The following is a 23092-nucleotide window of genomic DNA, read 5'->3' on the forward strand; positions in this document are numbered from 1 at the left end:
TGCAACCATGGAGCATCACGCTCTACGGATCCGGCCAGTCGGTTACTTCATCGGCCGCCTTGTGCAGCAGTCGATCGATCGCCTTTCCCAGGTGCGATGCAGAGGGGCTGACGCGGGAATTGAGCAACGCCACGAAGTTTTTTCCGTCATGTCGGCGGATCATGACGGTCGCTGTGCCGCCCAGTGAGCCGGTGTGCCAATGATTGACCTTGTCCGCCCCGACCACACGGTTGCTCCAACCCAGGGAATAGTAGTGGTCGGTTTCCTTTCCGTCGGCATCGTGTCCGGCCAGACCCGGCGGACGTCGATACATCCACTCGATGGACCGTCGCGTCAGAATCGGGCAGTTGTCCGGATCGTCAAACGCCGCGGCAAACTTCGCCAGATCCGATGCTGACGCGATCCATCCGCCGTGCGAATCCATCGCTTCCAGGTTCCACGCACCGTAAGGCCAGGGGACCTCGTCGCCTCGATCGTCTGCGAAGACTGACGTGCCGGTCCCGGGCTGATAGTACCGCACTTCGTTCGTCGCTCGGCCCTCCAATCGCGTCGACCCGATCCGCATGTCCGTGACGCCGATCGGGGCCAGGACGTGTTCCTTGACGTAATCTTCGTAGCTCTGATCGGTAAGCGTTTCGATCACACGTCCCAGCAAGCAATAGCCGAAATTGGAATAGGCGTAGCGCTGGCCGGGGTCGAAATCAAGCTTCTGCCCAAGCATGGCTTTGATGACCGTATCCTGATTGGCGGGCGGATCCCTTTCCATCTGATCGGCAAATCGAAGGGATTGGAACATGGCGTCGAAGGAGACGTCGCGGTCCCAGCCGCCTCGATGCTCCAAACAGTGACGAATGGTCACGTCGCGCAGACGGTCGTCAAATCCGTCGGTCGCCTCGATCTCCGATTCGTAGTCGAGCACGTCGAAGACTTTGTCGGCCAAAGACAGTGCTTCCCGTTCGACCAGCTGCAACACCGCGACCGCGGTGATCGGCTTGGACAGACTGGCGATCCGGAACAGACTGTCCGGTTCAACCGGCTGTTGCTGTGCCACGTCCGCATAACCGTAGCCGCGAGCGAAGACGGTGCGGCCTGCGTCGGTCACGGCGATCGATGCGCCCGGAACACGGTGCTCGGTCATGAAGTCGTGCATCAGGCGGTCGTAGCTGGCAAACCGCTCGTCGCCCTCTCCCGAACGGACGTTCGCCGCGGCGGTGGATTCGCGATACCCGGGGCCTCGCAGCACGCGTCCGGGGCGCGCGTCGGTCATCTCCCCATGATTCAGTACCAGCCGGCCACCGACGATGACGTACTGCATCCCTCGGGACAACGCATGAGGATTCGCAAAATCCGCCTGGTCGGCCAGCTTTTCATAGTCAAACACGATCAGATCGGCCGCCAGACCGACGTTGATGCGGCCGCGGTCGCGGACCAGCACATCGTTGGCCGCGACCGCGCTGGCTTGTGCGATCGCCCGCTCCAACGAAATCGCCCCCAGGTCACGAACATAACGCGAAAGCAGCCGTGGGAACGAACCGAACGCTCGGGGATGAGACGCCGACCGACTTCCGCCGGCAGGGCCAACGTCGGTGCAAAAGGAGACGAATTCCTGTTGCATGGCCAGGATCTTGTTCGCCTCGGTCATCGTTTCGGGAAGTGCGAACGCGCCCTGTCGCACCAAATGAAAAAACGTGTCCCAAGGATCTTCGTCGGTTGCTCGGGCCATTTCCGCGACCGACATGCCGTCGTACTTGCTGTAGCGTGCATCATTGCTGCGTCCGATGATGATTCGGTTCCAGTCTTTCCCGGCATGCCGAAACCAGTTCTCCCAGCCGTCCGTCGTTTCCATCTCCTTCTTGATCTCGTCGCGCAATTCCGGATCGTCCAACCGCAAAATCAGTCGCTCGTGGCCCTCGGCGAAATGCCGCGGATGGATCAGCGCCGCGATTCCCAAACCGTTATTGACGTAGGGATAGATGTCCGCGGTCACTTGCTGGCCGAGCGAGCGCGCCTGTTTGATTTTGGCGATTGCCAGCGGCATTTTTCCCCAATTCTGTTTGCCGGCGGCTTTGAGATGAAAGATGTGGACGGGGGTATTGGCCTGGTGTCCGATCTCCAGTGCCTCTTCGATCGCTTCGAGCAGTCGATCCCCTTCGTTTCGCATGTGCGTGTAATACCCGCCGCCGTACTCGCCCGCGGTGGCCGCCAACCTGGCAATCTCTTCGGTGCGAGCATACACGGCCGGCGGATAGATCAAGGCGGTGGACACGCCGATCGCGCCGGCTTCCATGGCCTCGCGAACCAGGGCTTGCATCTGCTCCATTTCCTGATCACTGGGACGCCGCTGGACGTCGCCGATGACGATGCGACGGATTTGGGTGTGACCGATCGTTTGGACGACATTGACGGGCAACCCTTTGGATTCGATCAGGGTGAAGTACTCGGCCATCGTCGTGTAGCCTTTGCGACGCCCTTCCTCGGCTCCCAGCGGCGCCGCCGATCCGCCTTCGCCCGCGTTGATGGTCGTGATGCCCTGGGTCAGCAAGTTGATCGCCGTCTTGGGGTCTTCGATCATCGGCGTTGCGGTTTGGCCCATCATGTCGATCAGCCCTGGGGCGACGACCAGTCCTTCGGCGTCGATCACTTCCTTCGCGATTTTGTCGTCGATGTCGCCGATCCGCACGATTTTGCCGTCATCGATGCCGACGTCGGCGTAGTACCACGGTGCCCCGGATCCGTCGACGACCTTCCCATGCTTGATCACGATGTCGATCTGCGGATCATCAGCAAAGGAGACGTTCGCCGCGAACGATGCGATGAACAAGAATAGCCAGGAACGCGGTGGAGCAACCATGAGACGAATCGCAATGAAGAAATAGTGTGGGATAGGGATCAGCCTGCCATGTCTGTGCTGGGCCTCGTCAACGGCCTGTCGATTTCATCCGGTAGGTGTTGGCGAACCGTCGCGGCGCGCCCCTCGCTTACGCGTCGGGCTGGCATCGGTGCGAAAGTGGAATGACAGGCTGGAAGCCTATCCCACTGCGTTACGCGATGATGTCGTGGACCACATTGCCGTGGACGTCGGTCAGGCGAAAATCGCGGCCGGCATAGCGGTAGGTCAATCGTTCGTGGTCGAATCCCAGCAGGTGCATGATCGTGGCGTGCAAGTCATGCACATGCACGCGGTCCTCCACTGCCTGGAAACCGAATTCATCGGTCGCCCCGTGCACATGGCCCCCCTTCACACCGCCGCCGGCCATCCACATTGTGAATCCGTAATGGTTGTGATCGCGACCGCTGTTGGTGCCGGCATTGGCTCCCGGCTTGGGCAGCTCGACCGTCGGCGTGCGCCCGAATTCACCGCCCCAGATCACCAGCGTGTCCTGCAACAGCGAGCGTTGTTTCAAGTCTTTCAGCAACGCACCGATCGCTTGCGAGCACTCGCCGGCGAGCCGGCGATGGTTGTCTTCGATCTTGTCATGGCTGTCCCACGGTTGGCCCGCGCCATGCCAAAGCTGGATGTATCGCACACCGCGTTCGACCAACCGACGGGCGATCAAGATCTGTCTGGCTTGGACCGAATCGCCGTACATCTCACGAATCGATTGTGGTTCGCGGCTGATGTCGAACGCGTCGGTCGCCTCGATTTGCATCCGATAGGCGAGTTCGAAACTCTGTACCCGCGATTCCAGTTCCGCGTCCTGTTGGCGCGCTTGCTGGTGCCGGCGATTCAACGTTTGCAATAGATCTAATTGACGCCGTTGTTCATCACGAGGCAGCCCGGCGGCGTTGCGGATGTTGGCGATCAGCTTTTCGATTTCTTGATGTTTGCTGTCGATGTAGGTCCCTTGGTAGGCGCCGGGCAGGAAACCGGCTTGCCAGTTTTCGGCTCCCTTGATCGGGTAACCGCTAGGGCACATCGCGATGAAGCCGGGGAGATTCTGGTTTTCACTCCCCAGCCCATACGTCACCCAGGATCCGACCGAGGGGCGGACCAGTTGGCCGTTGCCGCAGTTCATCAGCATCAGCGACGGTTCATGATTGGGAACATCGGCATGCATGGACCGGACGACACAGACGTCATCGATCATTTCGCCCACGTGGGAAAACAGCTCGCTGACTTCGATGCCGCTTTGGCCGTACTTTTCGAATTTGAACGGCGACCGATAGGCCGCGCCGGTTTCGCGTTCGGTGCGCAGATCCAGCGGGATTGATTTGCCGTGGTATTGATCCAGTGCCGGTTTGGGGTCGAACGTATCGACTTGCGACGGTCCGCCGTTCAGGAACAAATGAATCACCGCCTTCGCCTTGGGGGCAAAGTGCGGCGTTTTGGGCGACATCGGGTTGGTCGCACCGGCGGCCAAAAGCCGGCGTGAGCTGTCGTCGGCCATCACACCGGCCAATCCCAGCGTCCCGAGTCCGATCCCGCTGCGACGCAGGAATTCACGACGGGTGGTGGGGCATCGGTTGAGAGCGGAAACGGGATTTGACATGGTTCTATTTTGCACTATCTCGGCTGGATGACTTAATCGACAAAGGCAAATTCATTGCTCAACAGCAGCACTTGGGAGAGCTGAACCCAAGGGTCGAGCGTGCTGTCCGGCTGTTGGCTGTCCGGCTGTTGGCTTCCGGGACGCTGGGTGACAAAGTCGAGCGCCGCTTCGATTTCCGCATTTTCCGGGTCGCGCGCCAAAGCGAATCGGTACAAGCGGACGATCCGCGGCCGTGCTTCATCGTCCACATCGGAACCACTTCGCGCCGCCAACGCCTTGGCCTGTTCGATGACAAATCCAGAATTCATCAGGAACAGGGCTTGTTGGGGAACTGTGGTTTTGGCGCGTTTGGCTTGGCTGGCATCGGGACTGGGAAGGTCAAAACTGGCCAGCAGCCCAGGCAGATCTTCTCGGTCGATGTAGGCGTACAGGGCACGGCGGGTCGCATCCTGGTGGATCATGACCGACCGACCGCCGACGGAATCGTCCAGGCGTCCGGAGGCGAACAACAAGCGGTCGCGGAACGGTTCGAAGTCCATTCTGCGCCGCGGCATGTGCCACAACAAACGATTCTCTGGATCTTGCTCCATCGCCTCGGCCCGCGTTCGGCTGGACTGTTGCCAGGTCGCCGACAGCATGATTTGCCGTTGCAGCTGTTTGATGGACCAACCATCGGCGACGAATTTCGCGGCCAGATGATCTAACAATTCTGGATGCGTCGGCAGTTCGCCGCGAATGCCGAAGTCACTGGCCGTTCGCACCAGCCCGTCACCGAACTGGTGTTGCCACACGCGGTTGACGATCACTCGCGGTGTCAGGGGGTTGTCGACGTCGGCGATGGCGCGGGCCAATTCCAAACGGCCGCTGCCGTTTTGAAAGGGTTGGCCTCCGTCGACGTGCGACAAGACTTGTAGGAACCGTCGCGGTACGCGGTCACCGCGATTTCCCGGTACACCACGTCGAAAGATCACCGGCTCGACCGCTTTGGCCTTGTCGACCAACACCATCCCGCGCGGGGGCGCCCCCGGATGGGTGACGCTAACTCCATTGACGCCGTTGATCAATTGATTGTGTCTGCCGCGTTCGGCCTGATCCAAATGGGCGACCGCTTGGGCGGTGTCCAGCGAAGTCGGTGCGTCGGCGGTCCATAAGACCATCCGCAGTGCTTCGTCCTCCGCATTCGGCAAACGTTCCAGTGTTTCGTCGGCCTTGCGAGCTTCGCTCCACTGGGCATGGACCGCTTCCAGGACGTCGCCGAAGACCTGCGCCGCCTCGGGTAGCGATTGTGGTTGCGCCTGCTTCAACGCATCGAGCAAACGCTGGGGAATCGCGTCCGCCGTTTCGTTCTCTGCTGCCGCATCGGCATCAGTGGCGGCCTGATCGTAGATCGCACCGGACTTTTCGGCGAACTCTTCCGGCGGCAGTGCGGCCAATTGGCGAAGCAGACTCCAAACGGGATGGGGAGATTCGGCGGGATTGACCAGGTATTGTTGCCAACGCCGTGCGGCAGGCAATCGCAACGCACCTCGTTTTCCTTGGGGAGGCACCTTACCATCGCTGTATTGGGGCAGCGACTTGGCGATGTAGACCAGATAGTCAGCGACCCGTGTTCGCAGTTCGTTTTCGATGGCTTGCCGACGCTCCTCGACCCAATCGTCGACCTCCTTTTGCTTCTCCGCTTTTGCTTTCAGGAAGGCGTCGTACTCGGGTGACGGTTTCGGTTCGCCGAGCAGCGGCAGGGTGCCCGGTTCTTCCGAGCTGGCGAACACGCCGTACAGCGAATAGTAGTCGGCCGTCGGGATCGCATCGTATTTGTGATCGTGGCATCGGGCGCAAGCCACACTCATCCCCAAAAATCCGCGTGTGACGACATCGATTTGGTCGTCAATGATGTCGTGCTGGCGATTCATGAAACGCCTGCCGACGGTCAAAAAACCCATGGCGGCCAGCGCTGTTCGGTCCTCGCCGTCCACACCCAGTTGGTCGGCGGCAAGTTGCTCGACGATGAATTGGTCAAACGGCTTGTCGTCGTTGAACGCATCGATCACGTAGTCTCGATACGTGAACGCATAGGGGTATCGCGTTTCTTGGTTTCCGGGCAAATAGCCTTTGGTGTCGCCGTAGCGTGCGATGTCCAGCCAGTGCCGTGCCCAGCGTTCTCCGTAGTGCGGGCTTTCCAACAGTCGATCGACCAGTTTGGCGAAAGCGTCGGGAGCGTCATCTTGCACAAAGGCTTGGACTTGCTCATACGTCGGCGGCAAACCGAGCAACGTGTAATAGGCACGATGGATCAGCGTGCGACGATCGGCCCGTGGGTTGGGCGGCACGTCGGCTTCGGCCATCCGGGCGAGCACAAAGCGGTCGATTTGCGTCATGGCGGTGCCGCCCCAGGATGCGAATTGGTCCGCGGGGACGCGCTTCGACAACTCGTCAAGCGACGGCGGTTCTTTGGCCGTGATCGGTTGATAGGCCCAATGCGATTGGCGTTGGTCTTCGATTTGCTCGGCCGGCGTCATCACGGCCGACGGTTCGGGCGATGGTGTCGTCTCGGCCGGCCAATACGCTCCCTCGCGAACCCATTGCGACAAGACGTCGATCGCTTCGTCGGGCAATTTGCTGTCCGGCGGCATTTGCAGTGCGTTGTCTTGGTATCCGATCGCCCGGATCAGCCGACTTGCGTCTGGGTCACCGGCCACGACGACCGGCCCACTGCCCCCGCCGCGTTGAAAATGGACTTGCCGATCCAAACGCAATTCGCCCGACTGGTCATCCGGACCGTGACACTCGACGCAATGCTGCACCAACAAGGGACGCACTGAGTTTTCAAAAAACTTCTCTTGCTCGGACGACTCAGGTTCATTCGCGTGGCTCGGCGACGCGGCGACGGCGATACAGGTCGCGGCAAACAACGCGACCGCCGACAAGACAACGCGGCGCGGCAACGGGCTTCGGAGACCAGCGACGACTTTCGACGATTCACAGGCCGAACGACGAGAATACACGTGAGGCATCTCTATTTTGGCGGGGCAGGCGGGACCAGGACGTCAGAATCTCAGCCGGCTCTGACGCAAATGGGGTTGGCGGGGGGGGGCGCAGACGTACCGGTGTGGTTGCGTCTGTCGGATCCGGTACCCATTGTATGTCAGATCTGACGGCTAGGCGAGTGTTCAACAAAACACGTCGGAAATTCGCGACCACCTCAGTGAGGATGAAGAGAGGGATGGCAGAATGATACGGGGCAGAATGATGATGCAATGGCCCCGGGCGGCTGATCGGAAGAGAGTTCGAAGCGGAATCGAAACCGTCAACATTCCGCGCGCGAAAACGTACACGAATGGCAACCCTCTGCTCCGCCCAGCCTACCCCCCCATCATTCTGCCTCCATCGTTTTGCCCCTTCCCCATCGCACGGATTCCGGCACAGGCCGCTCGCTGACGCTTCCCGCTGGCATTTCTCTCGCATCGCTTTGCCTTCCCTCCCCCGATTCCCATAAGCGTGACCGGGAACGGTGTCAGCGTAGAAAGGTAGGAAGATTTCGGAGGCAGGAAAACTGGCAGCGGGCAATGAGCGATCTATTTGGACAGACCGGACAGGTGCAGCGGCAGTTCGATGACAGGTTTTCCATTGATGTCGCAGATCTGAAACGCCAACTTCGGATCCTCCGATTCCCAGTTGATCGTCAACCGTCCATAGTTCTCGCGGTGGTAGGTCGTGTCGCTAATCCGGTGGCGATTTTCGGTGGGCGTCCCCCGCTTGTGCAGCTGATTCAGACTGCTGCAGGTGATGTCGTGGATCGGATATGCCGATTGATCGCGGAGGGCCGAGATCTCCGACCAGTGGCGATCGCCGCTGATGAAGACGACACCCTTGGCTTTGGTTTCGCGGATCAGGTTTAGCATGCGGGCTCGTTCGAGCGGCAGATTCGCCCAACATTCTTGGCCGGCGTCCTGGGCGATGAATTGAATGCTGGAAACGATCAACCGGATTTCAGCGGGCCGGCGAAGTTGTTCTTCGAGCCATTGCCACTGGTCAGCCCCGAGCATCGTCTTGCTGGCGTCGCCATCCGGGTAATAAGGACCGCCGACGCGACGCGCGCCGGTCTTCAGCGGCGAACGAAAGTAACGCGTGTCCAGCAGGATGACTTGCAATCGCTGCCCCTCCGTGCCGAAGGTTTCCGCGTGGTAGACGCCTTCACGATTTCGACGGGGTGACTGTTCGGAAACACCCCAGAAATCGAGGAACTGTTTCTGCGACTCGGCGCGTTTGGGAAACGCCGCGCCGCCATCGTTGACACCAAAATCGTGATCGTCCCAGGTCGCCAGGACGCTGGCTGAATCAATCAGAGACGAAAAGCCGGGCATTTGCGACAGCGTTTGATACTTGTCATGCATCACGCGCATGTCATCGGTGTCGGCGTAAATATTATCCCCGGTGAACAGAACAACGTCCGCGTCCTCGGCCGCCATGGCGTTGAAGATCGGTGCAGGTTGTTCTTGCTTGATGCACGATCCAAACACGACGCGGGTGATCGGCGTCGCCTCTTCGGATCTTGCGACAACGGCTAGCACTAGCGCCGGGACGATGGCCAGAAGTGTTGCGAGGCGTGTGTTCCACATGAGGTGGCAAAGCAGAGAGAAAGGGAACGAATCAGGAATGGCGTCCTAATGTACCCGATTCTGCGATCACGATCGCAGGGTGGAATCCCCGCGATTCCAACCACGTCGACTATGATGCCACCGCACTTTCAGCGAATGCAAGATTGCAGTTCGGGCAGTTCAACAATGGCCGTCGGAGTCGTTCTTTGGTCGCATAATAGCTTAGTCCGAGATCGATGGTGTTGACCGCGCGGATCTCCTGGACCATCCCAGGCAAGGGGATCGTTCCAAGATCGCAGAATTCACCGTCCAACACGGCGATCCCGCCTTTCAGTGATTCTCGGTCTTCACGTTTCCCATATTGCGAATGCCCCACAAAGATCCGATCGGGGGTCACCGACAGTCCGCGGGTCAGATAATGGCAGCGGTGCACCTCTCTATCGCCATGGACGAGCGTTCCCGCTTTCGAATCACAATAGAGGAATTCGTCTTGGTAAAGCATGATGTTGTGTGCATGACCTGCCGTCGTCGAAATCCGTTTGACCACTTGAAAGTCATCATTCAGCGATGCTATTTCGCTGCAACGTCCGGTCTTTGTCGACTCATTGTGAAACATCGCCAGAGTGTGGATGCCATCGGACCAAATCGAGTTTAGATGCGCGTAATTCGGCGAATTTCGACCCTCATTGAGGGAGCCGGGAGGGTAAGACCTGGAAAGTTCGTCCAACTTGTTGCTGGAAGGGTCGTACGAAATGAGCCGATTGTTGTAGGTGTCGGCGACAAGAAGCCCCCCGTGAATCATGTCGATCTGATGACACCCTGGGTCCAGGTCGCCACGTCGTTGTTTTGCTTTGCCGATTCCGCGTTCCGTGACACGGAACTCAATGATTCGGCCATTCGTACTGGACAATCTTTCAAAGACGAACCACTTCGACGCCAAACGCGTGATGCCATAAAACTGGCCGCGAAGCAAGCGAATGACGGCGTCGGAGCGAATCAAATAGAGACCATTTTTTGTCGCCGCCAGCAATTGCGTCTCGCCCAGCATTTCGTAGGATCGGTCGATGATTCGGTTTTCGATCGTGATGGGAACGTATCGCTTCAGGTTTCCCGACAGCTCCTTACGGACGTACCGGGACGCTTGCCGGTAGGCGCTCGACACCTGACCCATTCCATTCTTCAACGCCAACATCTGTCAACTCACGCGTAAGGATCGTCTGCACAACAACCCGATATCATGGTCGACGCATGTGAAACTATCGCTTCGGCAATGTGAATCTACGGTGAAGAGCCGGGAGTTCCATCGGGGATCCGTTCCAGGAATCGGACCTTGCAGAATGATTCGGGGCAAAACGATGCGAGAGAACTGCCAGCGGGAAGCGTCAGCGAGCGGCCGGTGCGCCGATCCCATGCAGCGGAGAGAAGGCAGAATGATTCGGGGCAAAACGATGGGGGCAAAACGATGCGAGAGAACTGCCAGCGGGAAGCGTCAGCGAGCGGCCCGTGCGCCGATCCCGTGCGGAGGGAGAAGGCAGATTGAAGGGGGGGAGCTGTGGATATGCTTTGCCATCGGTGCGTCGTTTTCTTTCACACGGCGATGATTCAGGGGACTTCGTCCAAGCGTCAACCGTGGTTGCCAAACCGCAGTACACTGGGCTGGACAAGCTTCCTTTCATGACGGTTTTCTCAGAGGGTCAAGATGACGTTGCGATTGATCATTGTGGCGATGATGGTATTTGGTGTGGGCTACCGAGGTCACGCGGACCAGATGCCGCCTGCGGCTCCCTACGTGTTCGGTTACACCGATCAACTCAGCTACGTCGCCGGGGACACGGTCGCGTTTCACCTGTCGTCCAGCGAGCCGAACGTGGAAGTGACGATCTCGCGCGTCGGTGCCCAGACAGAAACGGTCCATCGTGAACTTGGGATCACTTGTGCGGCACACCCGATTCCCGATCGCGCGTCGTCGGATGGATGTGGCTGGCCCGCGGCTTGGACGTTCACAATTCCTGACGCATGGAGGAGCGGCTATTACGAGGTCGCGATCAGCACCGGCGGGGACGATCCCGCCAAAGGATCGGCGTTTTTTGTGGTTCGATCGAGTGAATCGCAATCGAAGTCGACCATCCTGTTGCAATTGTCAACCAACACCTACAACGCCTACACCAATTGGGGCGGCCACAGCCTGTACAGCTACCACGACCGCGACGGTCTGCAGGGGCATCAGGTCTCGTTTGACCGCCCGATCAATTCACAATTCGGGAATTGGGAACTGCCCTTTGTGCGATGGGCCGAAACGAACGGTTACACGATCGACTATGCCGTCAACAGTGACCTGGAGTTCCACCCCGAGATCTTGAAGCACTACCGCTTGGTGCTAAGCGTCGGACATGATGAATACTGGTCGTCGCCGATGCGTGATTCCTTGGAACAGTTCATCCGCGACGGCGGCAATGTCGCATTCTTTAGCGGGAATACCTGCTGTTGGCAGGTGCGCAGCGGTAACGAGGGCCGAACGCTAACGTCTTGGAAGCAGACACCGAACATGGATCCGTTGTATCGGACAGGGGACCACCGTTTGCTGAGCACCGCGTGGAGCCATCATCTGGTCGGACGCCCGGAGAATGAACTGACCGGCGTCGGATTTCTGTGGGGCGGGTACCATCGAAGCCACGGTCAGTTCATGGACGGATCGGCGGCGTTCACCGTTCATCGTCCCGACCATTGGTTGTTTCGCGGAACGGGGTTAAAGCGAGGTGACGCGTTCGGTGGAAACGACAGCATCGTCGGATACGAGTGTGACGGATGCGAGATGAAGTGGGTCGATGGGCTTCCCGTTCCCACGCACGCCGATGGCACTCCGGAGAGCTTTCAGATTTTGGGAACGTGTGAAGCTCGTTGGGCGCCCGGTGACAGCTACTGGTACGACCGCTTTCCCACCGACCGCGTCGGGGCGGCGGTGTTGGGCGTCTACACGTCCGAAAACGGTGGAACGGTGGTGACCGCCGGGACGACCGATTGGGCCCACGGGCTGCGTGGCGGCGACCGAGCCGTGATCCAAATCACCAAGAATGTGCTCGATCGGCTGAAACAGTAAAACGCAAGAAATGCCAGCGGAAAGCGTCAGCGAGCGGCCTGTAGTGACATCCCGCGCAACGGCGGGCCACTCGCTAACGCGTCGTGCTGGCATTGTTACTCGCTGATTACCAGCGCGTCGACGCACAACGCATGGTTCTCGTCTTCGGGATCGACCAGAATGCGAACCGGCGTGCCTTGTTCGGCCAGCGACTTCGCACGCTCGATTCCCGCATACACATTCGCCTTCGACTTGCGTGACTTGCCCCGAAAGTCATCGCTCAAGTGCAACACGTAGCGGCGTCTTCCGTTGACTTCCGTGTCGGTCCGCTCGACGCGTTCGATGCGTCCGGAATGAAGCGTCCCCTGACGCAACAGTCGGTGTTTGCGGCGCCCGTGTCGAAGGGAAAAGAACAGCATCAGCCCTCCGGCCAGTAAAAATGTTCCCGCAAAGGGGACCGCGAGCAGGCGGTCGTTGCCTTGCAGTGTCACAAAACACAGCACCGGAACGACGACGCCGACGATGCAAAACACAACCCCCATCGCGATCAACATTTTCAAGTCCGCGATGACTTGACGTTGCAACCCGCTGGGAATTTCCAACCGCGGAATCGGCTGTGCGAGAAACGACTGCACTTCAGCGCTGGAAAGCGCGATTCGGTTCAGTTCCTTGCGGAGGATCCGCCCCGCAATGCCTCCCATGTTCTCGGCCGCCGCCATGGCGTCTTGAACTTGGGTTTCTCGGGTGATTTCCGGATGACGATCCAATTCGGCCTCGCCCGATTGAAACAGCCGAAAGATCTCGGCCGCATCGCTGACGAAGGACTCCCTTTCGTCGCTCTTGCACACCGCATTGTGATTGAAGATCGCGATGTGATTCCGATCCCCTCGGATGCTCCAGCCCGGATGCTGGGCGAAATAGTCGCGGATCTCCAGAGTGAACAATACCCGGACGGCTTTTTCATTCCAGGCGTGCAGCAGGTAGTCGGCCGAGAACTCGGGTGAATCATCGAAGTTCACGTCATTCATCCCCCCGATCGCGGAAAAGACAGCTCCGATGATCCCTTTGAAGTGAGGGAACATCGCGAATTGGGGCAGATCGATCGGTTCCTGTGGCACCGCCACCGTTTCGCGAATCCACTGCGTCGATCGTGAATCGGGGTCGCTGGATCGATAACTGATGTCGGCGATGATCAGATTCAGCCCGTCCCGCTCGCACGCCTCCTGGTGATCAACGGCGACGTTGCGGGCGAGCAACTCCGAAAGCGATTCGGCCAGTGATTCCGTTGACGAACTCATTGGGTCTCTGTGCGAGTAAAGGTCAGCAGATGCTGGGGCACCTCCGTGGGCCAGGGGCCGTTGAGCCGGACATTTCGGATTCGCGCGGACGTCTGTTCTCGGTTGTGGAAAAAACCGAACACCATGTCTCCGAGCCGAGATTGCGGTTGTTGGTCAAAGACGGTTTCGCCGTTCAGCGAGATCCGGATGCGGGATCCGTCGCGAACCAATTCTACCCGATTCCACTGGCCCGCTTTCAGCGGCAACGGTTTCGCGTCAGCGCCGGGCAAGGGTACCTCGAAACCCTTGGGGATCTTCCACGCCGTATTCGGGGCACTCATCCAGTGCAGTTTCAATCCGCTCGGACGCATCACATAGGCGATTCGACCAATGGAAGGATGCACCTCCATTTTGCCCTCTTCGTAGAAGAACTCATACGAGAGCACTTCGCCGTCCCCGAGCGGGCGTTCATAACGAATGCTGTTTTGGCCGTTGAATTTCTGTGCCTTGATTTTGCCGCTGATTAACTCACCGTCTTGCACGGTCCAGGCCAGGTTTTGAATCTGTTCAGGTTTGGAGCCGGTGCGATAGCGCGAAGGGTCGTTGCCGTCCTTGTCCTGTTTGCGGGCATCCACGTCAGCGGTCGGAAGCGCGACGCCGTAGTACTGTCCGGACCAACCACGCAGCGTGTCGCCGGGGATCAAGTTCACGTCGCCTGGGATCTGGGGGGTGCCGCTGATCTTGATGTTCCGAACCGACGTTCGTTTGTTACCCGCCAGATGGACGGCAAACCACGGCGAATGATCCTTGCGTGGTTCACGGTAGATCAATTGGTCGTTGACGCGAAAGCTGAGCGTTTTTTCATCCAGCGTCACGCTACAGTGATTCCATTGGTTCTGTCGGGTGGCCTTTGAATAGAACCGCACCCAATCGGTAGTGTTCTGAGACTTGACGTACACGCTGCCGTTGTGGGCCAACGGCGCGAACTGCAGCCCATCGAACAACAATTCCGCTTCTCGATAGCCGCCGTCGCGGATTTCCATTTCGACGGCAAAGTTACCTTGCAAGGGGTAGCGGAACCACAGGGAATCATTGCCGAAACCGCAAACATGACGGACTTGCGATTCACCGTCGGACACCCAAATCGGAGCCGTTTTTCCTTCCGAAAAGTCTTTGGCACTGGCGTGGGTGGCCGGAATCCAATGTGCCAAATCGTCACCCGAGCGCAGCTCGGACGTCTCGGCCCATCCTTGGTTGTGTTCAAATCGCGCAACCCATGGCATCAAGTAGCCACGTGATTGCGTGTGGGTGTGGTCCATCAGGGACTGTGTCACCTTTTTGGCAAACGCGTGGTGTTCGGGTGCGGACGCCAGAATTGAAGCGAGCTGTAATTCGGCCAGAGGGGCCTGTGAAGCCGGCTTTCCGTCGGCTGGCTGGATCGCATCCAAGTGCTGAACAATTTTCGAAAGCAACTGGGGATTGACGGGCTGATTCATCGCCGAGAGACAAATCGCCAGCGCGGTGTCGGCGCCGCTGCGGCCATCGGCTTGCGCTTTCCGCAATCGTTCTAACAAGTCATCGCCGGCATCGATCTGCATGGCCAAACGAGCCAGGGAATAGAAATTCGTTGCGATCGGAAGCGATGCATCCGCAACCGGAGGGAAAGGCGGGTAATACCCGCCGACCGATTCGGGAATCCATGTAGGCAGCCGTTGTCGTCGAACCAGCGCCCGAATCGTTTGCAGCGAACCATCACCCTGAAACGTCCAGTCAGCCAGCTTTTGGTAGGCCGCCTTACGGTCGGACATCCCCTGAATCGATTCCAACGCCCAGGAGCCGACCCAATCGTTGCTGCGGTCAAAGCCTTGCGAAAAACCGTCGTGACGCATCCCCAGGTAGGTCAACGCCTCGTCGACTCGGCCTTTGGGTAGCAACAACTGGGCAACCTTGTCCAACTGTCCCAGACGCCGGGTCACACGACTGCTGACGCCCGAATAGCGATCGTTGTCGTGGGCGGTCAATTCCAAATAGTCGTTGATGGCCTTTGCGACCAAGTCGTCGTTCAATCCATGTTCAAGCCCCTGCTTGGCCAGATGAAGCGAGAACGTTTCGTAGGGCGTGACGTTGGCATATCGCTCGCTCGGACGGTTTTGGTCAACCAGTGCAAGCCCCAATTCCATCGCACGTTGGCGGCAATGGGGATCCTGGAACGCGAGCAGCAGCGATTGCATCACCAACTCTTTCGGCAAGGCGCTCAGCGTGGTTGGGTCAACTGCCTCGTACCGCGGCAGCGCCGCTTGGCCGCGTTTGTCGTTCAGCAGCACCAGCCCGGCCATCAGATGTGATTGGGCATCGTCGCCCGAGACCAACGACAGCAGCTTGTCGGTCTGCTTGGACCAGCTTGCCCGGCGAGCCAGTCGGTCGAACACGCTGTGGATAACGATCCGATCGTCGGGTTTGATCTCGACGGGAGCGCACAGCGGACGCGGACGCGATCCGCTGGGGCCCAATGTCAGCGCGACGAGCGGATCAAACACGAACTTCGTATACAACTGATTCACCCGCCACGCTTCATCCAATTCCAGAATCCGCCGCGCAAGCCGGACCTCGTCGGCGTCCAGTTCGTTGACCGTCGACCGGGAGGACGAGCTTTGTCGCGGCTGAGCGTTGCTGAGTAGTTCCCCCAAGGAGTTGGCGGAGTGATCCGTCGGCGGGTTGACCTGAACCGCCCCCGCCGGTGCGGGGACGGCGGCGGAAAAAGCGGCCGCGGAAAGTTCCGGCAGGCCGGCTTCGATCGCCGCGTGCGACAGGTCGATCAGCAACCACTGGCTTGCCGCCAAATCGACCGCACGCTGCCACAACCGTTGCGTGGATTCTTTATCAGCCCGTTCCAGTGCCTGATTTCCCAGTGCGGCGATCAAACAGGTTTGTTCGACTTGATTGACTCCCGTGATCGAATCGAAATTCAGATCGGAGCTCACAACCGGATCGCCATTCGCAGTGTCCCCGGGAACGCTCTGGTCGGCGAGAAGCAGCAGGACCATGGTCAATCGTCCACGCAGACGCTGATCAATCACCTTCGAATCGCTTGGGGATTCATCATCGTCCTCGGGGGAGGTTGCGGTTCGCGGCCTCATCCAGCGCCGAATCAGATCCTTCAGCGGCTGGTGATCGCCGACGACGTCCGCCGCGATCGCGTGGGCAGCCGCAGCCGAGTCGTCGTCGGGACGTTCTTCGGCAAGCGATTGCATCTGCCCAGCGAATTCATCCAACGCGCCTGCATTCTTCGGATCGCCGGCGGCGTCTTGCAACATCTCCACCCACAGCGAGGAAACCGCGTGTTGGGTAAAGGGCTGATCACCCAGTGTGATCGCGAAATCGACCGCGGTGGGGCTTTCGGTTTTGGGATTGATCATCGACTGGACGGTGGCCAATCCGCCCAGTTTGCGGACTTGATCCAAGAGTTCTTGCTGCTGCTTTTCGAATTGTTCTTGTCGTCCCGACTGATAGCGGCCTGCTTTAACGAACAGCGTCGTGTCGAACTCGCGTGCGATGCGAAGGGCATCGGTGGGGTAATCGATTTTGGCCATGAACTCCATCATGGCCATCGTCGATTGAATTTGTTGGTACGCTTCGTATTCCGGATTGCTGAAACTCTGTTGCGGATTGTTCTTTGCCTGTTCGATCGCTTCGAGCGCCATCTCACGGGCGCGTTGGTTGTTGCCGATGTCGGCCATGAAGTTGCAGACTCGGCCTTTCAGCGAGTATTTAAAATCACGGTTCGAGCGATCGGTCGTGTTCTCCAACGCGTATTCGTAGATCCGCTCGCTCAGATCCTGCATCGGCGGATGCGTGTCGATCAAGCTGCCGACCAGCCAGAGCAGGTCGTGCGTCGGCTGCGGGCTGAGTTCCCCGCTGACCAACGGCTCCAGCAATTGTTTGGCTTCGTCGTATCCTTTGTTCGTCGTCAACAACAAGGCGAGCCAGACTTTGCCCTCCTGCCAGTCATCTTTCTCCTTCAGTTTCTCCCGCAACAATTCTTCGACCGCCGTTACGTTTTCCTGGTCGCCGGCGACGTGACGGACGAAGGAGGTGGTCACGTTGTTGTGCCGGCCATCGCTGCTGGTGGAATAGCCGCTGAACAACGTGTTCCATCCGGTTCCATTCTCTGATGCTTCGATCAAGTAGCGGGCGGTACGCAACACGGTTTCGCGATCGGTCAGAAGCTTACTGGCCGACCCCATCACGTTGCTCATCGAATACATCGAATTGGTCGACGTCGGCGCGATATCCAACATCGCCAAATACAATTTCCGTGCCTTGGCGACACCGTTTTCGTTGCGAATCAGGTCTTCACAGATCTCCGAGACGCGGTGGTCGGTGAATTTCTGGATCCCGACTTCGATCATCAGGTCCGCCAAATCGCCCAGCCGCTGCGTGGCATCAAAGGGACGTTTGATGTCATAAAACTGTTGGTTGAACATGTCTTGTTTGCGGCGGAGCAGTTTTAGATACGCTTCACAGGCCTCATCCATTTGGCCGGCGGTCACCAGTTGTGCGGCGGTGGCTTCGAGAGCGCGGGCGCTGTTGACGTCCTTGATCTCCATCTGGCCGAGCAGCTCTTGCGATTTCTCCGTTTTCCCGGCGGCGACATACAGTTCGGCCAGCTCCGATCGGATCCGCTGGCTTTTGGGAGCCTTTTCAAGTTTTGATTCGGTCGCCTTGATCAGCGACGTCAACCGTCCGGTCGTCGAGAGCGTTTGCAAGGCATTGCGGCGTAGGACTTGGTTGGTCGTCGTGTAACGGCTGGTCGTTCGTCGCGATGGGACGCTGCGCCGCAACAGTTCCATCGCGACCTCGGCCGCCTGATCGTGTTCGCCTTGGGCGACGAAATACGTCATCAGCGATTGCAATTGGTCGGTATTGCTGCCGCCCCGGCTGCGCAGACGCCGGACCAGATCCGCAGCGAGCTGGCGCATGTCCAATTGACGCATCAACTTGGCCAATTCGATCTGTGCCTCGGTGTTCAACCGGACGCCGAACAATCGCCGTGCGGCGGTTTGGGCACGTTGCCGATCGCCGATCGCAGCGGCCAACCGTGCGGCGGCAAATTCGCGGACGGCCATGGTGTTTTGGTCATAAACGGCCAACGTATCGATCGCATCCAGGGCTTCGCGTTTGCGATCGAGACGCAACAGCAGATCGGCGGACATCAACCGTAGCTCGGGCTCCATCTGCGGCAACTCGTTGGAGGCGAGTTGCGTCGCTTGGCTGAGCTGATCAAGCGCCTGGCCGGTTTGTTTGTCCCAGTACAACAGTGCCGCGGCGGCGAGCCGACGAATGATTCGCTCACGTGGTTGAGTCGCATCCGACGCGGGCGTCTGCAATGATTCGATCCACTGGCCGGTGTGGTCTTTCATGCGTTCCCAGACACCGTATTGGGCAAAGACGAATGGGTCGTCTTGGCCGAGTCCGCTGGGCGGGAATTCGATTTCGGTTCGGATGTATTGACCGCCGACGACCCGGCCCCTGGTTCGCGGTCCGCCGATTCCCGTCAAGCGGATGGTGCGTCGCTGGAGCGGTTGCTGGGCGACGTCTTTGATCATCTTGTCCATCAGGGCGATGACCCGCGTGCGATACTCGGGGTCGGAGGCTCCCTTGGACAACCCGTCCGCGACGCGCTTTTCGGCGGTGAACAAGGTCAGGAAATGAGCCGAGGGAGACGCCCCGAAAGTCGCTTTCAGTTCCTCTTTGTCTTCGATGGCACGCTGCAGCAATGGCCACAGCTGCGCATCGGTTCCATGGGCCGATGCTTGCTGGATTGCCACCAACAGGCCGACCGACTCGGGGTCGGCGATGGCCGCTTCAAGCTGGGCTTGCAGGTATCGGTCCGCTTCTTCCTTGCTGCCGGCGATCCGCAACTCGGATCCATAGATCATTGGCCAGGAGGCACGCTGGCCGTACTGGTCGGCGATAGATTTCTCCGCCGAATCGGCTTTCGCTTTGACCCATGCGAGACGTTCCTCGGGCAGTTTTTGCAGTTCGATGTCGCCACGTTCGGCATAGCGTGTGCGGTTGGCGAACATGCTGACCAACAGCGACTCGCCGATCTCCTGATCCACGTCGGCCAATCGCCATAGCGGCGCCCAGTCGGCGGGATCCTGGGGGTTGATGCTGGACTGTTGCTGGACCGTTGCGGCCAGCGATGTGGTTTGGTACCAGTCCCAAACCTGATCGGCCGAAGCATCGTCGGCCATCGCGGTCTTTTCCAGGTCGGCCAAGTGCTGCTTGAGTTTTGCGGCCGATGTCGACATCTGTTTGAGCTGGCAATAGCGTGCCATCAGTTTGGCGTGACCGAAGTCGATCGGTTTGGGCAACGACATCGTCGACTGATAACCGTAGCGGTCGTCGACGATTCGGTAGAACTCGTACATCTGTTGCAGTCGCATCAGCTGCAGGGGCGGCTGGGTGTACGTTTGGCCGCCGCTGACGCGGACCGTTCGCTGATAGGGTTTGCCGCCTTCGGGCAGGGTGGTGTCATCAACGCTCATTGCGATCAGGTCGTCCGCGGTCTCCGCCGCCGCTTCCCAGTCGTCTTCGTCGGCCTGCAACACCATCAAACGCAGGCGTGTTTCCCAGTCGTCGCTTTGATGGTCCAATAACCCCTTGGCTAGCTTCAGCGCCGTTTCGACTTCGCCGGCCGCATACAAGCGATTCAGATTGCGCGCCACTTGGGTGGGATCGGCGTTTGACTCGGCCATCCGGAACCACAACGTTTGGGCCTCTTCGACTTCGCCGATGTCGATCAACAGCGAAGCGAGACGGGCTTCGTTCTTACGATCGGGGGCCAAACGCATCAGCTCTCGTTGCAACGCGACCGCCTGGTCGTATTCGCCGGACTGTTCGGCCAGAGCGACCAGACGTTCCAGCAGCAAGGTGTCCCGGCCGCCTTCACTTAGCAGCCCTTCGAGTGCTTGGCGGGCCAGGCCCAAGTCGCCTGCCTGTTGATGAACCGTCGCGATCAGATCGACGGTGGAGCGGCGATCGCCGGATTCACGCCCACGGATTTCCAAGCGATCGATCAATTGGTCCAGGCGATTGGTTCTTAAATACAGGTCCGTCAGCGTGGTGACGATCTCGCGTTTGCCGTCCAGATCATTGGCGCTATCGAGCATGTTCCAGTACAGTTCGATCGCCTGGTCGGTTTTGAAGTCCTCGGCCAGTTGGCTGGCGAGCATCCGCTGGGCCTCGTTGCTGCGCGGGTTCAACCGTGCGCAGCGTCGCAGCGTATCGAGACGTTGGTCGACCCGGCCGATGGTTCCGCATAAATCGGCATAAAACCGATAGGCTTCGATGGAACCGGCCGATGCGGCCAACAATTCTTTGCCGACCGCGACGGCTTGTTCCGTTGCGCCGACGCGGAGATGCAACGAGGACAGTTTTTGCAGGTGACCGTTTCGGAATCGCGGATCCGTTTCGGCCAGCCGACGCCGCTTCTCGATCGCCAGTGGAAGCCGCCCGGAATCTTCATACATCCGCGCGGCGATTTCCAAGGCATCGATCGATCCCGGTGATTGTTTCAGCGACTTTTCGATCGCGTCGAGCGCTTCGGGAACTTTACCGGCGGCGTTATAGAGGATTGCCAGCCGACGCATCGCTTCCCCGTCGCTCGCATCATCGGCCGTTTCTTCGATCGCTTGTTCGATCCGTTGGTCCAATTTGCCGGCGGCCTGGTACGTTTTAACTTCGGCGGCGAAGACGCGTCCGCGATCGTCCATGTTCTCCGTCACGGTGGATGCCATACCGATTTGTTCCAGTGCCGAATCGAAAAGATCGGCTTCGCGAAGCCATTCGGCATACCTCAGCCGTTCTTCGATCGTAGGATCCAGTTCACAGGCCTCGGCCATGACCGTCAACGCTTCGTCGGAGCGGTCGAATTGGTGAAAGACTTCGGCTAATCGAACCAGGTTTTTTCGATTGCGTTGATCGCCGGCGACCAAGGAACGCCAAACCTGGGTCGCTTCGTCCTGGCGATCGAGTTGGTGCAGGTACTCGCCCAGGTACTCCTTGTATTGCGGTTGGTCCGGGGCCAGCTTGATAGCGGCTCGGTACTGCGAAATCGCATCTTCAACCAGGTCGGCGCCACGCAACAGATCCGCGACCTGGGATTGAATGACGGCATCGTCCAAGCGGGCGTCTGCCAATCGCTTCCAGATTTTCGCCGCCGCTTGGGTCCGTGCCGCGTTGGGCTGCGCGGGATCGTCCAATAAGACCTGCCCCCAACGCACGAAATGATCCGGGTTGCCCGGATCCAATTCGATCAAGGACTCGTATTGTTTGGCCGCTTTGGAATAATCTTCGGCAGCGACGTAGGCGTTGATCAATGCCAGTCGCGGTGCGGGATCGGTCGGTGCCAGCTGGATCGCTTTTTCGAACCAGGACAACGCTTCGGGACCACGGCCTTGGATCGACAGGGTGCGAGCGAGACGAATGACCGCGCCCAGATCCTCGGGGTGGTTTTCGATCCAGTCTTCATAGTATTCCGCTAGACCGGCGTAGTCGCCACTGGAAAGAAACGTGGCCTCGATGCGTCGCCGGGCTTCGTCATAAAGATAACTTCCCGGTCGAAGTTTCTTGAGCAGGAGTTCGAATTCACTGATGGCTTGTGCTTGGTCGCCCGATTGGGCGCGCAGATCGGCCGCGCGCATGGCAAAGACGATTCGGTCATTGGGCGAACGAGCATCTTTGGCCAGGGCCTCGTAACGGGCCAACGCGCCGTCGACGTCGCCTTCTTCGATCATCACGCGGGCGATCCGCTGGCGGACACCGTCATCGCCTGGAAAAGTTTTTTCCAGCTGTTCCCATATCCGGATCGCGTCATCGATCTTTCCGCCGCGTTGGTATAAACGGCCGAGTTGTCCGGCGATTTTCAGGTGATCTTGTCGCGATGGTTTTAAATCGATCGCTCGCTGCATCGCCGCGGCCGCCTCCTCCGTTCGTCCGACCAACAGTAACGCTTGGCCGTGGTAGTAGGCTGCCAACGGATTGTCGCCCAGTTTCTTTTCCGCTTCCGCCAAGGCCTCGATCGCCGCGGCGTCTTCGCTGCGTTGCAACTGCAGCAACCCGGCGACCATCCAGTGGCGTCCCGATTCATCGGTATCCGCGGTGTTTTGGGCCTTGTTCGTCAGTTCATCAATCACCTCGCCGATGTCACCGACGCCGATGTGGTATCCAAACACACGGTCCAAGGCCGTTCCGGTGTTGGGCCGTCGAAGCAGCACCTCCAAGAACTTCGCCGCCGTGATTTTCTCACGCTCCTCGGCGGGCGAAAGCGGCGTCGGCTGAGCCATACAGGCCACTGGGCGATAGGCACCCAATGCCAGCAAACAGCAAATCACAAGCGTCGGTTTGAAATGGCTGCGGGCAGTGCGACCGGACATACGATCCCCTTTTAACGTTCCATCAGGACTGTGACGTCCCGTCACAGCGGGACCACCTTCAAGGGCTATAGGCTAACACACTCCGGAACCTCGGAGTCGCGGGGGCGGAGAGAGATTCATCGGTCTCGGCCCGCTTTGGCGTCGCGACGCTGGGCAGATATAATGACTCCACGGGACAGCTTTTCACCACTCTTTTGGTCGTCGCGGGGCAATT

8 protein-coding genes are annotated in these 23092 nt (G+C 59.1%); 1 reads left to right on the forward strand and 7 read right to left on the reverse strand.

Features of this window, described 5'->3' with window-relative positions; all coding sequences use genetic code 11:
* Nucleotides 1-22: 22 nt before the first annotated feature.
* The 5 genes from Mal15_RS11535 to Mal15_RS11555 all read right to left on the reverse strand — a co-directional run bounded on the left by Mal15_RS11535 (nt 23) and on the right by Mal15_RS11555 (nt 10247).
* On the reverse strand, nt 23-2851 hold the full coding sequence (locus Mal15_RS11535; RefSeq protein WP_147867895.1) for a serine hydrolase: 2829 nt from the start codon (nt 2849-2851) through the stop codon (nt 23-25).
* 190 nt (nt 2852-3041) lie between these two features.
* The gene (locus Mal15_RS11540) at nt 3042-4490 is read right to left on the reverse strand and encodes a DUF1501 domain-containing protein (RefSeq protein WP_147867896.1); all 1449 of its coding nucleotides are present in this window, start codon (nt 4488-4490) and stop codon (nt 3042-3044) included.
* A 32-nt stretch (nt 4491-4522) separates the two neighbouring features.
* Nucleotides 4523-7432, reverse strand: a complete 2910-nt coding sequence (locus Mal15_RS11545; protein ID WP_167546741.1) for a DUF1553 domain-containing protein — start codon at nt 7430-7432, stop codon at nt 4523-4525.
* Nucleotides 7433-8062: 630 nt separating this feature from the next.
* Nucleotides 8063-9106: an alkaline phosphatase D family protein gene (locus Mal15_RS11550; protein ID WP_147867898.1), complete on the reverse strand. Its 1044-nt coding sequence runs from the start codon at nt 9104-9106 to the stop codon at nt 8063-8065.
* A 109-nt stretch (nt 9107-9215) separates the two neighbouring features.
* Entirely contained in the window at nt 9216-10247 is a 1032-nt protein-coding gene (locus tag Mal15_RS11555) for a hypothetical protein (protein ID WP_147867899.1), read from the reverse strand.
* Nucleotides 10248-10784: 537 nt separating this feature from the next.
* On the opposite strand from Mal15_RS11555, the gene Mal15_RS11560 reads away from it, so the two are divergent.
* Nucleotides 10785-12182: a N,N-dimethylformamidase beta subunit family domain-containing protein gene (locus Mal15_RS11560; protein ID WP_199773849.1), complete on the forward strand. Its 1398-nt coding sequence runs from the start codon at nt 10785-10787 to the stop codon at nt 12180-12182.
* A gap of 95 nt (nt 12183-12277) precedes the next feature.
* Here the strand turns inward: Mal15_RS11560 and Mal15_RS11565 are convergent, their stop codons facing one another.
* Nucleotides 12278-13459 carry a DUF3592 domain-containing protein gene (locus tag Mal15_RS11565; RefSeq protein WP_147867900.1) on the reverse strand — a complete coding sequence of 394 codons (1182 nt, stop codon included), beginning with the start codon at nt 13457-13459 and terminating at the stop codon, nt 12278-12280.
* On the reverse strand, nt 13456-22878 hold the full coding sequence (locus Mal15_RS11570) for a DUF1583 domain-containing protein (RefSeq protein ID WP_147867901.1): 9423 nt from the start codon (nt 22876-22878) through the stop codon (nt 13456-13458). The genes Mal15_RS11565 and Mal15_RS11570 overlap by 4 nt, the downstream gene beginning before the upstream one ends.
* Nucleotides 22879-23092 lie beyond the last annotated feature (214 nt).

Origin of the sequence: Stieleria maiorica, from assembly GCF_008035925.1 — a bacterium.
GTDB classification, from domain to species: domain Bacteria; phylum Planctomycetota; class Planctomycetia; order Pirellulales; family Pirellulaceae; genus Stieleria; species Stieleria maiorica.